The following is a 14,493-nucleotide window of genomic DNA, read 5'->3' as shown; positions in this document are numbered from 1 at the left end:
ACATCAGACGAAATTAGGGATTTATCACCATGGAAGGCGATGGTGATGGCTGTCACTGGGAGCGGTCCAGGCGCTGCCGGCGGGGCTCGGTGTGCCCGGAAAGTCGGGATCCGGGCCGGTCGATCCACTGGGCGAGGCGGAGGTCGACGCGGTGGGGTCCGGGACGGTCGGCGTCGGCACCGGGGGTGTGTCGCAGTCGCACTCCGGTGGTTCCGTGACGGGGGTCGCGGGCCGGGTGTTCTCCCTGGCCGGAGGAGGTGTCACGACGACCCGGGTGGTGGTCGTCAGGACGGCGGCCGGAGTGGGCGAGACGGCGTGCGGGCGCCGCGGGGTGCGGCCCATCCCGGCGTGGCCGCCCGGACGCGGTCCGGGTGCGGCCTCGAAGGTGGGCGGCCTGGGTGGCGGCGGGGCGACCTCCGGCGCGGCCGCCGGGGGGTCGGTCATCCGTCCGGCGAACGCGGTCGTCGCGACGAGGTAGGCGCCGACCGCTCCGCACACCGCCAGCGCACAGAAGACGGCAACCGCGACGAATCGCCGTGGTGGCCGCTCCTCGTCCGCGGCCGGTTCGGCGGGGAGGAAGACGAGTGATCCCGGGAACGTGTTCATCCCGGTCGAGGTGACGTCCGGCTCCGCCGGCCCGCGGCCCGCCGGGCGCCGCCCCAGGTCGTAACGAAGGGACCGCCAGGCCCCGGCCATCTCCGCACGGATGTTGCGCCACAGGCTCATCAACAGTTCTCCGATCTGGTCTGGCACGCTGTACAGGTGACCGAACCCGTAACCTCCGGCCCCGCCGGCTGGATCCCTCTGCCGGATGTGTCCGAAAAGCTCGGTGTGACGATCAGCAAGGTGCACCAGCTGATCCGCGAGGGGTCGCTGCTCGCGGTCCGCCGGGACGGCATCCGGGTGGTGCCCGCCGAGCTGGTGGCGAACGCCACGGTGCTCAAGCACCTGCCCGGTGTCCTGACCCTGCTCCATGACGCCGGGTACAACGACGAAGAGGCCCTCGGGTGGCTCTACGAGCCGGATGAGAGCCTCGGCGGCAACGCGGCGCTGGCACTCGGCGGCGATCGCGCCCGCGAGGCGAAACGGCGCGCCCAGGCACTGGGCTTCTGACCGGCACCTCTATGTGATCTACGCCACCAGGGTGGGGGCGCGTCGACCGGCAGGTGTCAGACCGAGCGGCGGGTCGCCGCGTCGGCCAGCGCCAGCAGCACCTCGCGCGCCTCCTCCTCGATCGGCGCCTCGTCGAGAGCCGTCAGTGCCTCCCGGCTGAGCGCGTCGATCCGTGCCTCGGTGGCGTCCAGCGCCGCGGACGCCCGGATGACCGCCCGGAGCCGCTCCACGCCCGCGTCGTCGAGCGCCGGATCACCCAGCGCCTCGTCCAGCTCGACCCGACCGGCGTCGTCGAGCGCCGCCAGTGCCGACGCCACCAGGTAGGTCCGCTTGCCCTCGCGCAGGTCGTCACCGGCCGGCTTACCGGTCTGCGCCGGATCGCCGAACACCCCGAGCACGTCGTCGCGCATCTGGAACGCCTCACCCAGCGGCAGGCCGAACGCCGAATACGCCGCGAGGACCTCCGGGCCCGCCCCGGCCAGTGCCGCGCCCAGCAGTAGCGGCCGTTCCACCGTGTACTTCGCCGACTTGAACCGGGCCACCTTGCCGGCCCGCTCCAGCGACGTGTCGGCGGTCGCCTGGGTGAGCACGTCCAGGTACTGCCCGACGGTCACCTCGGTCCGCATCAGGTCGAACACCGGCCGCGCCCGGGCCAGCTCGGCCAGGCCCATCCCGGAGGTGTGCAACAGGTCGTCCGACCAGACCAGGGCCAGGTCACCGAGGAGCACCGCCGCCGAGTCGCCGAACCCGGCCGCGTCACTGCGCCAGCCCGCGCGCCGGTGCAGCAGCTCGAACCGCCGATGCACCGACGGCTCCCCACGCCGCGTGTCCGACCGGTCCATCAGGTCGTCGTGGATCAGCGCGCTCGCCTGCACCAGCTCCAGCGCCGACACGGCGGCCACCGCCTCGTCCGAGTCGATGCCGCCGGCACCCCGGAACCCCCAGTAGGCGAACGCGGGCCGCAGCCGCTTGCCGCCGCCCAGCACGAACGCCGACACCGCGTCGGCCACCTCGGCCAGCGCCGGGTCGATCTCCAGCAGATGCGCCCGCTGGGTCGCGAGGAAACCGGCGAGGGCCTTGTCGACACGGGGCCGCAGGCCGGCCCGCTCGAGCGGAGAGTTCGTCACCCTTCCAGACGCTATCTGGTGCCCTCCGCCCCTGTTCAGCGGGTGAGCACCCGACCGGTGTCGCCGGGGCGGCCGGTAGAGTTCCGGTATGGCTCTCGGACTTCCCTCCCGGCTACCCGGTACGCCGTCCGTCGGTGATCTGGTCCGGGGCTCGACGCCGACGTTCTCGTTCGAGTTCTTCCCGCCGAAGACACCTGTCGGCGAGGAGCGGCTCTGGCAGGCGATCCGGGAGCTGGAGTCGCTGCGGCCCAGCTTCGTGTCGATCACCTACGGGTCCGGCGGCACCACCCGGGACACCACGGTCGCCGTCACCGAGCGGGTCGCCACCGAGACCACCCTGCTGCCGATGGCGCACCTCACCGCGGTCGACCACTCGGTCGCCGAGCTGCGCAACGTGATCGGCCGGCTGGCCGGCGCCGGCATCAGCAACATCCTGGCCGTCCGCGGTGACCCGCCCGGCGACCCGACCGGCGAGTGGGTCCGGCATCCGGAGGGCGTGCTCTACGCCGAGGACCTGGTGCGCCTGATCCGCGAGTCGGGTGACTTCAGCGTCGGGGTGGCGGCGTTCCCCTACAAACACCCCCGCTCGGCCGACGTGGAGAGCGACACCCGGGCCTTCGTGCGCAAGTGCCGGGCCGGTGCCGACTTCGCGATCACCCAGATGTTCTTCGACGCCGACGACTATCTGCGGCTGCGCGACCGGGTCGCCGCCGAGGGCTGCGACACGCCGATCCTGCCCGGCCTGATGCCGGTCACCCAGATGGCCACGATCGAGAAGGCCTCGATGCTCTCCGGCGCCCCGTTCCCGGCGGCGCTGCTGCCCCGCTTCGAGCGTCTTGCCGACGATCCGGAGGCGGTCCGGGCGCTGGGCATCGAGATGTGCGCCGAGATGTGCGCCAGGCTGCTGGACGAGGGCGTGCCGGGCATCCACTTCATCACCCTGAACCGCTCCACCGCGACCCGCGAGGTCTGGCAGCTCCTGGCCCCCTCCGAGGTCGCCGCAGCCGCCGCCTGACGTGCCCCGGTCCGTCCCACAGCCACCACCGGATTCCACCGGGCGCTCGGCGGCCTCCTCCCGCCCTTCCGCGGGCGGCGGCGTCCTGAGCTGGGACGACTATGTGACGGCCTGGTCGGGGCTGCACGGCGGGTTCGATCCGCGACGCGCCTCGCCCGTCGTTCGTGGGTGGGTGCTCTGCGCGTACCGGATCGGCTCTCTTCTCGGTCGTCAGCGGATCGCGCCGCTCACGGTGACCCTCGCCGGTCTGCTGCTCTGTCTCGCCGTGCCGGTGGTGATCGGCCTGGCCGGTCCGGCCGGCCTGGCCGTCGGCGCGCTGCTGGTGCTGCTGGCCGCCTTCGCCGACGGGCTGGACGGTGCGGTGGCGGTGGTGTCCGGGCGGGTGACTCGGGCCGGGCACGTGTACGACTCGGTCGCCGACCGTCTCGGGGAGGCCGCCTGGCTGACCGCGTTCTGGCTGGCCGGGGCCCCCGCCTGGCTGGCGGTGGCGGCCGGTGCGGGCAGCTGGCTGCACGAATATCTGCGGGCCCGGGCCACCACGGCCGGGATGACCGAGATCGGCACGGTGACCGTGGGCGAGCGCCCGACCCGCGTCGCGGTGGCTGTGACCGGGCTGCTCCTGGCCCCGATCGCGGCTCTCGTCGCCCCGGCCTGGACGGCTCCGGCGCTGACCGTCGCCGCGGCGATCTGGCTGCTCCTGCAGGTCATCGGCCTGGCTCAGCTGACCGCGGCGGTCCATCGCGCTCTGCGCTGACCCCGTCGCCCGCGCGTTTATTCGGTTGTCGGTGATCGATGTCGGGCCTATTTTTTCTTCAGCGGATCCGGGGCGGGTGGAACGCCTCTGAACTGTGATTTCGCTATCGCGCAAACGATTTTCCGGGGGGTGACGAAATGAGTGCGGTTCTGGTTCTGAACGCTGACTGCGGGCCGCTGCACCGGGTCAGCCTCCGGCACGCGATCCGGATGCTGTTCCGTCAGGTCGCCGTGGTTCACGAGGCACAGCCGGACACGCGGATGGGTGTCTACCCGGTGCCGACCGTGGTACGGCTGGTGTCCTATGTGGTGACTCGGTGGCGTCGCGGCCGCGGTCCGGGCTGGTCGCGGGCCGGTGTGCTGGTGCGGGACGGGCGGAGGTGCGCCTACTGCGGCGACGCCGCGTCGACCATCGACCACGTGCTGCCGCGCTCGCGGGGTGGCCGCAACGAATGGCTGAACACCGTCGCGGCGTGCGGGCGCTGCAACAACCGCAAGGGCGACCGGACCCCGGCCGAGGCCCGGATGCCGCTGCGCATCACGCCGTTCGCGCCGGTCTGGGCCGCGCACCTCTGATCCTTCCGATTATCGACTTTCCTCATTCGGGCGGCCGGCGAGTTTACACGGGGACTCGCCGGCCGCCCCTTTCGTCGGCGAGAATGCGGCGGAGGCCGAGAATGCTGCGGAGGCCGAAGCCGAGAATGCGGCGGCGGCCCAGAATGCGGCGGACGGCGGGGGAGGCGGAACCGATGGCGGAGCTGGACGGGCTGCGGGAGATCCGCGAGCGGCGGGCCCGGCTCGACGCCGAGGAGTTGGAGCTGATCGACCGGGCCCGGCGTTCCGGCGTGACCTGGCCGGCCATCGCCGCCGCGCTCGGTCTGGGTAGCCGGCAGGCCGCCGAGCAGCGCCGGCGCAACCTGGCCAGGGCCGCCGAGCGCGATTCGTCGCCGGGTCGGCAGGAACTCGATCAGGGGTACGGCGACGGCGCCACCCGGCTGCGGAGGCAGGCGGTCGACCTGTACCGGCGAATCGGTGCCGACCGCCGCTGGGACGCCCGTTTCACCCGTGCCGCCCTGGTCCGGGAGACCCTCTCGGCCGCACCCGACGCCCCGGCCGGCGCCCTCTACGACCTGGTGGCCGCGGCTCTCGGCGATCTGGAGGGCCGACTGCTGCCGACACCGCTGAGAGCCTCGGTGGAGTGCCTCCGCGCCGAGTCTCAGAGCCTGAACCGCCGCAGATAGGCGACCACGTCCGCCGCGTCGTGGGTGGCGCAGCCGACGTGGTTGTCCGGCCGGACGAGGAGCAGTGTGGGCCGGTCGACGCCGTAGATCGGCGCCGCCTCGGTGACGTGATGGACCGGAACGGTCAGTTCGGGCAGCGGCGTGGACCAGTCGAAGGCCAGCAGGGTGGCGTGCGGCCCGCGCAGCCGATCGAAGATCCGCCCGTCCCGGAGTGGGGCGTCGGGCGCCCGGTCCCCGGCACGTACCCCGCCGGGCCGCGGCCGGTGCTCCGCGGAGAGGGTGGCGCCCCGATAGTGGAGCGACAACTGCCGCAGTACCGGGTCGTCCCGGCGCATCGCGTCGTCGGCTCCCTCGGCATGCCGCCGGTGCAGGCGGGTGCTGATCCCGAGAACCGACGCGGCGACCGGCAGCCGCTCCTCCTGGTAGGTGTCCAGCACCGCGGAGTCGCCGGTGGCGATCTTCCAGCCCAGGTTGTACGCGTCCTGAACGCCGGTGTTGAGTCCCTGTCCACCGGCCGGTGAGTGCACATGGGCGGCGTCTCCGGCGAGGAACACGTGCCCGTCCCGGAACCGGGAGGCCATTCGCATGTTGGCCCGGAACTCGGACGTCCAGCCCACCTCGGTGACCGTGATCGACGGGTCGACGGCGGCCACGAGCTCCGCCGGTGAGAGGTCCGACGGTGGCGCGGTGAGCTGGAACCAGCCGTCCCCGGGCAGCGGGCACAGCCCGAGCCGGAACGCCCGTCCCTCGCCCGGCCAGACGTGCCAGTGGTCGCGGTCGAGACCGGTGAGCCGGACGTCGGCGATGAACAACCGCTCCTGTTCGTGGGTCTCGCCCTCGAAGCCGATGCCGGCCAGCTTGCGGACGGTGCTGCGGCCGCCGTCCGCGCCGACCAGCCAGCGGGCGTCCACGATTTCGCCGGAGTCCAGGGTGACCCGCACGCCGCCGTCGATCGGGGTGAAGCCGGTGAGTCCGACTCCGAACTCCACCGGGATGCCGTCGGCGAGCAGCTCGGAGGTGCGCCACTGGGGGAGCATCAGCATGTTCGGCCAGGGGACCGAGGGGGTCGGTGCGTGCTGTTCGTCGAGGCGGAACCGGTGGGTGCCGCCGTTCGGCAGGTGGGCCAGCAGCTCCGGATAGTCGCCACCGGCGGCCAGGAACCGCTCGATCAGTCCGAGATCGTCCAGGACCTCGAGGGTGCGCGGTTGCAGGCCCTTGCCGCGCGAGCCGTCGAACGGCTTCGCCGACTTCTCCACGATCCGGTACGGCACGCCGTGCCGGTCGAGCTGGCGGGCCAGGGTGAGCCCGGTCGGCCCGGCCCCGACGATTACAGTGAATTGAGATTCAGTGAACATAGATTCACCGTAAGGGCGCTGGTAGCCTCCGTCAAGTGGTGATGGGCACGCGCGCACAGCAGGCTGCGCAGACCGAGGTCGAGTTGAAGAAGGCCGCGATCCGGGTGTTCGCCCGAGTGGGCTACCTGAACACCAAGATCACCGACATCACGGCCGAGGCCGGGCGGGCCACCGGCTCCTTCTACAAGCACTTCCCGAGCAAGGAGAAGCTGCTGGAGGCGCTGCTGGCCGATCTGCTCGCCGAGGGCGACGCCAGCGCCGGGCTGGCCGGTCACCTGGACGACTTCCGTGACCGGGCGGCGGTTCGCTGGCATGTCGCCGTCTACTGGGACTTCTATCGCGAGCACCGCGCGATCATGTCCGCGCTCCAGCAGGCCTCGACGGTCGACGAGGAATTCGCGCGCCGCAGCCGCGAGATGCTCGAACCCGATCTGCACCACCTGGCCGGCCACCTCGCCGGGCTGAGCCCGCCCGGCGGTCCGCTGGTGGCGGCGGCGTTCTTCACCTCGGCGCTGTCGGCGGCCGTCACCGCGTGGTTCGCCGATCCGAGCCCGGCCGCCGGCGAGGACGAGACGATCGAGGCCCTCACCACGTTCCTGCACCGCGGCGTCGGCGGGTAGGGAGACCACCGCATTCAGCCCGGCGGTCGCGTTTCGGCCGGAAGCGCCGCGGACCGCGCGGGGCCGCCACGGGAGGGGTGGTCCGCGGGTGGGGGCGGCCGACGGCGTACCACCGGAAAAGCGGAAGCCCGGCACATCGTCGTGCCGGGCATCCGAAGAAGCCGGGTACCGGACACGCCGTTGTGCCCGGTACCTGGAGTCGTGCGCGATCAGCGCGTGGTGATCGCCTTGCGGTAGTCGCTGTTCAGGCGGCCGATGAGGCTCAGCGGGATGCCCTTGGGGCAGACCGTGGTGCACTCGCCGGCGTTGGTGCAGCCGCCGAAGCCGGCGTCGTCCTGCGCCTGAAGCATGTCGATGACGCGGCTGTCGCGTTCCGGCTGGCCCTGCGGCATCAGGCCGAGGTGGGCGATCTTCGCGGCGGTGAACAGCATCGACGAGCCGTTCGGGCAGGCCGCCACGCAGGCGCCGCAGCCGATGCAGGTGGCCGCTTCGAAGGCCGCGTCGGCGTCCTTCTTGGGCACCGGGGTGGCGTGGGCGTCGGGTGCGGTGCCGGTCGGCGCGGTGATGTAGCCACCGGCCTGGATGATCTTGTCGAACGCGGACCGGTCGACGACCAGGTCCTTGATCACCGGGAAGGCGGCGGCACGCCACGGCTCGACGTCGATCACGTCGCCGTCGGAGAACTTCCGCATGTGCAGCTGGCAGGTGGTGGTGGCCTTCTCCGGGCCGTGCGCCACACCGTTGATGACCATGCTGCAGGCGCCGCAGATGCCCTCACGGCAGTCGTGGTCGAACGCGATCGGGTCGTCACCGCCGAGGATCAGCGTCTCGTTGAGGACGTCGATCATCTCGAGGAACGACGCGTCGGGGGAGATGCCCTTCACGTCGTAGGTGACCATCTTCCCGGCAGCCGAGGGGCCGGCTTGACGCCACACCCTGACCTTGATGTCCATTACTTGTAGCTCCGCGTGCTCGGGTGGACGTACTCGAAGTTGAGGTCTTCCTTGTGCAGGACCGGCTTGCCGTCCGCGCCGAAGTACTCCCAGGCCGCCGCGTAGCTGAACTGGTCGTCGTGGCGCAGCGCCTCGCCGTCCGGGGTCTGCGACTCGGCCCGGAAGTGGCCGCCGCAGGACTCCCGCCGGTGCAGCGCGTCGATGCACATCAGCTCGCCGAGCTCGATGAAGTCGGCGACCCGGCCGGCCTTCTCCAGGTTCTGGTTGAGCTCCTCGCCCTTACCCGGCACCTTCACCCGGGTCCAGAACTCCTCCTTGAGCGCCCGGATCAGCCCGATGGCCTTGGTCAGGCCCTCCTCGGTCCGCTCCATGCCGCAGTACTCCCACATGATCTGGCCGAGCTCGCGGTGGAACGAGTCCACGGTGCGGTCGCCGTCGATCGACAGGAACTTCTCGATCCGGTCCTCGACCTGCTTGCGGGCCTCGACGACCGCCTCGTCCGACTCGGTGACCTTCTTGAAGGGGCCCGCGGCGAGGTAGTTGCTGATCGTGTTCGGGAGCACGAAGTAGCCGTCGGCCAGGCCCTGCATCAGCGCGGACGCGCCGAGCCGGTTGGCGCCGTGGTCGGAGAAGTTCGCCTCACCCACCACGAACAGGCCGGGCACCGTCGACTGCAGGTCGTAGTCGACCCACAGGCCACCCATCGTGTAGTGCACGGCGGGGTAGATGCGCATCGGCGTCTCGTACGGGTCCTCGCCGGTGATCCGCTCGTACATCTCGAAGAGGTTGCCGTACTTCGCCTCGACCGCCTTACGGCCCAGCCGCTTGATCGCGTCGGCGAAGTCCAGGTACACACCGAGGCCACCCGGGCCGACGCCGCGGCCCTCGTCGCAGACGTTCTTGGCGGCCCGCGACGCGATGTCCCGGGGCACCAGGTTGCCGAACGACGGGTAGATCCGCTCCAGGTAGTAGTCGCGGTCCTCCTCGGCGATCGAGCCCGCGGGCTTCGGGCAGTCGGCGGCCTTCTTCGGCACCCACACCCGGCCGTCGTTACGCAGCGACTCGGACATCAGGGTCAGCTTCGACTGGTGCGAGCCGGACTCCGGGATGCAGGTCGGGTGGATCTGCGTGTAGCAGGGGTTCGCGAACAGCGCGCCCTTGCGGTGCGCCCGCCACGACGCGGTGACGTTGCAGCCCTTGGCGTTCGTCGACAGGAAGAAGACGTTGCCGTAACCACCGGAGGCCAGCACCACGGCGTCGGCGAACTCGGTGGTGATCTCGCCGGTGACCATGTCGCGGACCACGATGCCGCGGGCCTTGCCGTCCACGATGATCAGCTCCAGCATCTCGTGCCGGGCGTTCATCTCGACGTTGCCGAGGCCGATCTGGCGCTCCAGGGCCTGGTATGCGCCGAGCAGCAACTGCTGGCCCGTCTGGCCCCGGGCGTAGAAGGTCCGGGACACCTGGGTGCCACCGAACGAGCGGTTGTCGAGCAGGCCGCCGTACTCGCGGGCGAACGGGACGCCCTGGGCCACGCACTGGTCGATGATGTTCACCGACACCTGGGCCAGGCGATACACGTTCGACTCGCGGGCGCGGAAGTCGCCGCCCTTGACCGTGTCGTAGAAGAGCCGGTAGACGGAGTCGCCGTCGTTGCGGTAGTTCTTCGCGGCGTTGATGCCACCCTGCGCGGCGATCGAGTGCGCGCGGCGGGGGCTGTCCTGGTAGCAGTAGGACTTGACCCGGTACCCGGCCTCGGCCAGCGTCGCCGCGGCCGAGCCGCCGGCCAGGCCGGTGCCGACCACGATGACCGTCAGCTTCCGGCGGTTCGCCGGGTTGACCAGCTTGGCGGAGAACTTGCGCCGCTCCCAGCGGGTCTCGACCGGCCCGTCCGGGGCGGCCTTGTCGAAGACGGGTTCGCCCTCGGCCCAGAAGTCGTTAGCAGTCATGATCAACCCACCAATCCGGTCAGGACCGCGATCGGCACCGAGAGGTACATCGCGACCAGGATCACCGAGAGCGTCAGGGCGATCGCCTTGGCCCGGCGCTCACCCTTGATCGTCTGCTGCCCCATCGTGCGGGCCGCGCTCCAGATGCCGTGCCGCAGGTGGAAACCGACGGCCACGACCGCGAGGACGTAGAAGAGGGTCACGTACCAGCGATCGGGGGCGAAGCCCTCGACCACCCGCTCGGACGGGGCGGAGTCGCCACCGGCCGGGTTCACCTTGCCCAGGGTCAGGTCGAGGATGTGCCAGATCACGAACAGCACGATGATCACGCCGCCCCAGCGCATGGTGCGTGCGGCGTAGCTGCCCTGCACCTTCGGCCGGTGGGCGTACTTGACCGGCCGGGCCTTCTTGGCGCGGATGGTCAGCGCGGCCGCCGCCCAGATGTGCAGGCCGATCGCGACCAGCAGACCGACGCGCTGGATCCAGAGGAACCAGGCGTGCGGCAGCAGGGGGGTGCCGAGCTCCCGCAGCCACTCCGCGTAGTGATTGAAGTCCGACTCGCCCACGAAGATCTTGAGGTTGCCGGCCGCGTGCGCGAAGAGGAAGAAGACCAGCAGCGCACCGCTGGCCGCCATGATCAATTTGAGTACGACCGACGAGGGCCGGACCGACTTCGGCGGCGTGGGGCGTGCCGTCGCACCCGCAGCCTTGGTCGTCTTGGGAATAGGAGTGTCTACCGCCACAACTTGGACGGTAGAAAGTCCCGATCGATTCGTCTAATGCATGCAGGTGCTGCTCTCCATAGCCGTAAGCTATTAAGGTGCAGCTGCAACAACTCAGGTACTTCGTAGCGGTGGCAGAGACGCGACATTTCACCCAAGCGGCGGATGAATTGGGCGTCTCCCAACCCACGCTGAGTAAGCAGATTCACACCCTTGAGATGTCACTCGGCGCGCCACTCTTCGAGCGCATCCGTGGGGGCGTGACCCTCACGGTAGCCGGAGAAACCCTGCTCCCGCTGGCACAGCGGATGATCGCCGACGCGGATGCGGCACGGGACGCGGTCGCCGACATCGTGGGGCTCCGACGGGGCGAGATCCGCCTCGGCGCCACCCCCAGTCTCTGCTCCTCACTGGTCCCGGCGGTGCTCCGGGCGTACCGGGCCGACCACCCCGGCATCCGGCTGCACGTGACCGAGGGCAGCTCGCAGGACATGATCGCCGACCTGCTCGCACACACCCTCGACCTGGCCCTGATCGTGCAGCCCGAGCACGGCGTCGACTCGGCTCTGGAGACCGCCGAGCTGCTCCGGGAGAGCCTCGTGGTCGCCTCGGTCGCGAGTGGCCCACCGCCCACCGTGGCCCGCCAGCTCGACCTGATCGAGCTGCGGCACACCCCGATGGTGATGTTCCGCGACGGCTACGACATCCGCGACGTCACCCTGCAGGCCTGTGAGCGGGCCGGTTTCACCCCCAAGTTCGCCGTCGAGGGCGGCGAGATGGACGCGGTGCTCGCCTTCGTCGAGGCGGGTCTCGGTGTCGCGCTGGTGCCGAGCATGGTGCTGGCCAACCGTCCACTGTTGCGGGCCACCCCGCTCGCCCCGCCGGGCATGCGCCGCACCATCGCCCTGGCCCAGCGTCGCGGAGCGATCATGTCGCATGCCGCCGCCGCGCTCCGCGAGGTCGTCATCGAGCACTGCGCGGCCACCGTCCACATCGGGTAGTCAAGCGGGTGCGCCGCGTTTAGGCTGCTGGTGTGTGGCATGGCGAGTACCGGGATCCCCGACTGGTCGAGGTCTACGACGCCGAACACCCCTGGGGCTGGGAGGACGACTTCTTCATGCGGGTCCTCGCCGACCGCATGACGCCCCGGGTCCTCGATCTCGGCTGCGGCACCGGCCGCCTGGCGATCGCGATGGCCGAGGCCGGGCACGAGGTGACCGCGGTCGACCCGGCCCGGGCCAGCCTCGACGCCGCCCGCCGCCGGCCCGGCGCGGCCCGGGTCCGCTGGATCGAGGGCTCCTTCGAGACGCTGCCGCCGCGCTCGTTCGACGCCGCCTTCCTGACCGGTCACGTCACCGAGCTGCTGGTGACCGACGAGGAGTGGTCCGGCGCCCTGCACGCTCTGCGCGACTCCCTGACCGTCGACGGGCGACTGATCCTGGACGGCCGCGACCCGGCCGCCCGTCCGTGGCGGGGATGGGACCGGGCCGGCACCGAGCGGCCCATCGTGCTCTCCGACGGCTCGTCGGTGATCGCGTGGACGGAGAGTGTCCCGGCCGCCGACGAGCGCACCGTGTCCGTGGTCCATCACTATCTGTTCCCGGACGGATTGGAGCTGACCAGCACCGCGGTCCACCGATTCCGCGACGAAACCACGCTGCGTGACTCGCTGCGTGCTGCCGGCTTCCGGGTCGACCAGCTCTACGGTGGATGGAGCCGGGAGCCCGTCGGCCTCAGCGAGGACGGCGAACTGATAGTGATCGCGATCGCTGAGCCTCGGATATTGCCCTGATGTGCCGCGTTACTTACTGAACCATTGCAGGACATGAATACCGGACTACTATCCGGCAGGCATCGGTACCGACCTCAACGACGGGGCTAGGTGGCATGTCCGACAACGAGTGGCCAAGGCAGTTACCCCCGCCGGACCACGGCGACTGGAGCGAGGCGCCGCACAGCCGCGGCCGTCTCCTGCTCGCCGCCGTCCTGGTGATCACGGTCCTGCTGGTCGCCGGTGGCGTCGCCTGGCGGCTGATGAGCAACGGGACGTCCACACCCGCCGCGCAGTCCAGCGCCGCGCCGGTCCCGTCGGTCTCCTCGCCCACCGTCACCCCCTGCCCGGACCCCGAGCTCACCGTGGCCGCCGCGCCGGAGATCGCGCCGGTGATCGAGAAGGTCGCGGCCGACCTCAAACCGGCCGGGCAGCGCTGCGCGCCGATCGTGGTCCGCGCCGAGGAACCGGGTGTCACCGTCGACGCCAAGGACCAGCCCGACGTCTGGGTGCCGTCGTCGAGCGTCTGGCTGCGGATCGCCGCCGACCGCAACCGCAACTTCCAGACCTCCGGTGCCACCCTCGCCTGGTCGCCGATCGTGCTGGCCGCCCCGCCCGCGCTCGCCGACCAGTACGCCCAGGACAGCAAGACCGCCTGGACCACGCTGATCAAGGCGGTCACCGAGGAGCGGGTGCCGGTCGTCACCATGCCCGACCCGCTGCTCACCACGACCGGCCTGCTCAGCGTCCACGGCGTGCACGCCGCCACCGCACTGACCACGAAGGACCCCGGCATCGCCCAGCTGCGCGCCCTCACCCTGCGCAGCCGGCTCACCAAGGCGAACGCCGACCCCACCGCCCTGATCACCCAGATGGCCCGGGAGGAGGACGCCGGTTCGGCCGCGTTCGGCGTCGGTGTCTTCCCGGTGGTCGAGCAGCAGGTCGCCGCCTACCAGAAGGCCGGGCACAAGGTCGGGCTGACACCCGCGGTGCCGGTCGACGGGCAGGTCGAGGCCGACTACCCGTTCGCGGTCCGCAAGGGTGTCAAGACCCGCCTGGTCGAGCAGCTGCGCGCGGCGATCAGCAAGCCGGACCTGGCCGAGGCCGGGTTCCGCACCGAGCCCACGGCCGGTACCGCCCGCCTGCCCGAGACGGCGGCGGCGATGCTCACTCCGGCCAAGCAGTGGGCCGGGTTCCAGACCGTGGCGTTCCAGGTGCTGCTGCTGATCGACAACTCCGGCTCGATGAACGAGAAGATCGGCGCCGGGCCGGAGACCAAGGCGTCGCTGTTACGCCAGTCCGGGATCAGTGCGGCTGAACTGTTCAACGAACAGACCACGATCGGTATGTGGTATTTCGGTGCGGCCGGTGCGGCCGACGCCGCGCACACCGAGGTGGTCCCGTTCGGACCGATCACCGCGGCCGTCGACGGTAAACCCCGACGGCAGGCGCTCGGCGAGGCGATCGGCTCGTACCGGCCGCAGGCGGGCGCCGGCACACCGCTCTACCAGAGCGTTCTCGACGGCGTCGAAGCCATGCGCGCGCAGGCGCAGCCCGGCCGTCCGTCGGTGGTCGTGGTGCTCACCGACGGCGACGACGGCGGCACCCGGTTCGCGATGACCCAGCAGGAGTTCCTGAAGCGGCTCAACGCCGGCCGCGACCCGGCCCGGCCGGTGCAGATCTTCGCGGTCGGGTACGGGCCGGGCGCCGACCTGAAGTCACTGGGGGAGATGGCGAAGGCGACCGGCGGCCAGGCGATCGGGGCCCGCAACCCGGCCGACCTCGCCTCCGCGATGGCCAAGGCGTTCCTGGCCACCCGGTCCTCGTAGAAAGCGCCACCCGGTCCTCGTGGAAAGCGCCACCCGGTCCTCGTG

Annotated in this window: 15 protein-coding genes; 9 read left to right on the top strand and 6 right to left on the bottom strand. The window is 71.1% G+C overall.

Going from position 1 to position 14,493, the window contains the following annotated elements:
• Nucleotides 1-24: 24 nt before the first annotated feature.
• Complete coding sequence (locus tag Q0Z83_RS35875; RefSeq protein ID WP_317787677.1) at nt 25-753, bottom strand: hypothetical protein; 729 nt, start codon at nt 751-753, stop codon at nt 25-27.
• 9 nt (nt 754-762) lie between these two features.
• Here Q0Z83_RS35875 and Q0Z83_RS35870 point away from each other — a divergent pair, with 9 nt between their 5' ends.
• The gene (locus Q0Z83_RS35870; RefSeq protein WP_317787676.1) at nt 763-1,113 is read left to right on the top strand and encodes an Rv2175c family DNA-binding protein; all 351 of its coding nucleotides are present in this window, start codon (nt 763-765) and stop codon (nt 1,111-1,113) included.
• Nucleotides 1,114-1,169: 56 nt separating this feature from the next.
• Here the strand turns inward: Q0Z83_RS35870 and Q0Z83_RS35865 are convergent, their stop codons facing one another.
• Complete coding sequence (locus Q0Z83_RS35865; protein WP_317787674.1) at nt 1,170-2,240, bottom strand: polyprenyl synthetase family protein; 1,071 nt, start codon at nt 2,238-2,240, stop codon at nt 1,170-1,172.
• An 88-nt stretch (nt 2,241-2,328) separates the two neighbouring features.
• Here Q0Z83_RS35865 and metF point away from each other — a divergent pair, with 88 nt between their 5' ends.
• The 4 genes from metF to Q0Z83_RS35845 all read left to right on the top strand — a co-directional run bounded on the left by metF (nt 2,329) and on the right by Q0Z83_RS35845 (nt 5,249).
• A complete protein-coding gene (metF, locus tag Q0Z83_RS35860; RefSeq protein WP_317787673.1) occupies nt 2,329-3,255 on the top strand; it encodes a methylenetetrahydrofolate reductase [NAD(P)H] in 927 nt (308 codons plus the stop codon).
• Between the two features lie 85 nt (nt 3,256-3,340).
• Complete coding sequence (locus Q0Z83_RS35855) at nt 3,341-4,009, top strand: CDP-alcohol phosphatidyltransferase family protein (protein ID WP_317797212.1); 669 nt, start codon at nt 3,341-3,343, stop codon at nt 4,007-4,009.
• A 137-nt stretch (nt 4,010-4,146) separates the two neighbouring features.
• A complete protein-coding gene (locus Q0Z83_RS35850) occupies nt 4,147-4,584 on the top strand; it encodes an HNH endonuclease (protein ID WP_317787671.1) in 438 nt (145 codons plus the stop codon).
• A 173-nt stretch (nt 4,585-4,757) separates the two neighbouring features.
• Nucleotides 4,758-5,249: a hypothetical protein gene (locus Q0Z83_RS35845; protein WP_317787670.1), complete on the top strand. Its 492-nt coding sequence runs from the start codon at nt 4,758-4,760 to the stop codon at nt 5,247-5,249.
• On the opposite strand, the gene Q0Z83_RS35840 is transcribed toward Q0Z83_RS35845, so the two are convergent.
• Complete coding sequence (locus tag Q0Z83_RS35840; protein ID WP_317787669.1) at nt 5,225-6,604, bottom strand: FAD-dependent monooxygenase; 1,380 nt, start codon at nt 6,602-6,604, stop codon at nt 5,225-5,227. The two genes, Q0Z83_RS35845 and Q0Z83_RS35840, sit on opposite strands and share 25 nt — an antisense overlap.
• A gap of 41 nt (nt 6,605-6,645) precedes the next feature.
• On the opposite strand from Q0Z83_RS35840, the gene Q0Z83_RS35835 reads away from it, so the two are divergent.
• Nucleotides 6,646-7,224, top strand: coding sequence for a TetR/AcrR family transcriptional regulator (locus tag Q0Z83_RS35835; protein WP_317797211.1), 579 nt, complete (start codon nt 6,646-6,648; stop codon nt 7,222-7,224).
• Between the two features lie 209 nt (nt 7,225-7,433).
• Here the strand turns inward: Q0Z83_RS35835 and Q0Z83_RS35830 are convergent, their stop codons facing one another.
• The 3 genes from Q0Z83_RS35830 to Q0Z83_RS35820 are packed head-to-tail and all read right to left on the bottom strand — an operon-like array spanning nt 7,434 to nt 10,869.
• On the bottom strand, nt 7,434-8,177 hold the full coding sequence (locus Q0Z83_RS35830; RefSeq protein ID WP_317787668.1) for a succinate dehydrogenase/fumarate reductase iron-sulfur subunit: 744 nt from the start codon (nt 8,175-8,177) through the stop codon (nt 7,434-7,436).
• Nucleotides 8,177-10,126 carry a fumarate reductase/succinate dehydrogenase flavoprotein subunit gene (locus tag Q0Z83_RS35825; RefSeq protein WP_317787666.1) on the bottom strand — a complete coding sequence of 650 codons (1,950 nt, stop codon included), beginning with the start codon at nt 10,124-10,126 and terminating at the stop codon, nt 8,177-8,179. Before Q0Z83_RS35825 ends, Q0Z83_RS35830 begins: the two co-directional genes overlap by 1 nt.
• Nucleotides 10,127-10,128: 2 nt before the next feature.
• A complete protein-coding gene (locus Q0Z83_RS35820) occupies nt 10,129-10,869 on the bottom strand; it encodes a succinate dehydrogenase cytochrome b subunit (protein ID WP_317787665.1) in 741 nt (246 codons plus the stop codon).
• 71 nt (nt 10,870-10,940) lie between these two features.
• Between Q0Z83_RS35820 and Q0Z83_RS35815 the strand changes: the two genes are divergently transcribed.
• From Q0Z83_RS35815 to Q0Z83_RS35805, 3 genes are all read left to right on the top strand, one after another.
• Entirely contained in the window at nt 10,941-11,849 is a 909-nt protein-coding gene (locus tag Q0Z83_RS35815; RefSeq protein WP_317797210.1) for a LysR family transcriptional regulator, read from the top strand.
• A 32-nt stretch (nt 11,850-11,881) separates the two neighbouring features.
• Nucleotides 11,882-12,640, top strand: coding sequence for a class I SAM-dependent methyltransferase (locus Q0Z83_RS35810; protein WP_317787664.1), 759 nt, complete (start codon nt 11,882-11,884; stop codon nt 12,638-12,640).
• A gap of 95 nt (nt 12,641-12,735) precedes the next feature.
• Nucleotides 12,736-14,448, top strand: a complete 1,713-nt coding sequence (locus Q0Z83_RS35805; protein ID WP_317787663.1) for a substrate-binding domain-containing protein — start codon at nt 12,736-12,738, stop codon at nt 14,446-14,448.
• Nucleotides 14,449-14,493 lie beyond the last annotated feature (45 nt).

Source organism: Actinoplanes sichuanensis (assembly GCF_033097365.1).
In the GTDB taxonomy this organism is placed as follows: Bacteria; Actinomycetota; Actinomycetes; order Mycobacteriales; family Micromonosporaceae; genus Actinoplanes; species Actinoplanes sichuanensis.
This window is presented reverse-complemented; position numbering and strand designations above follow the sequence as displayed.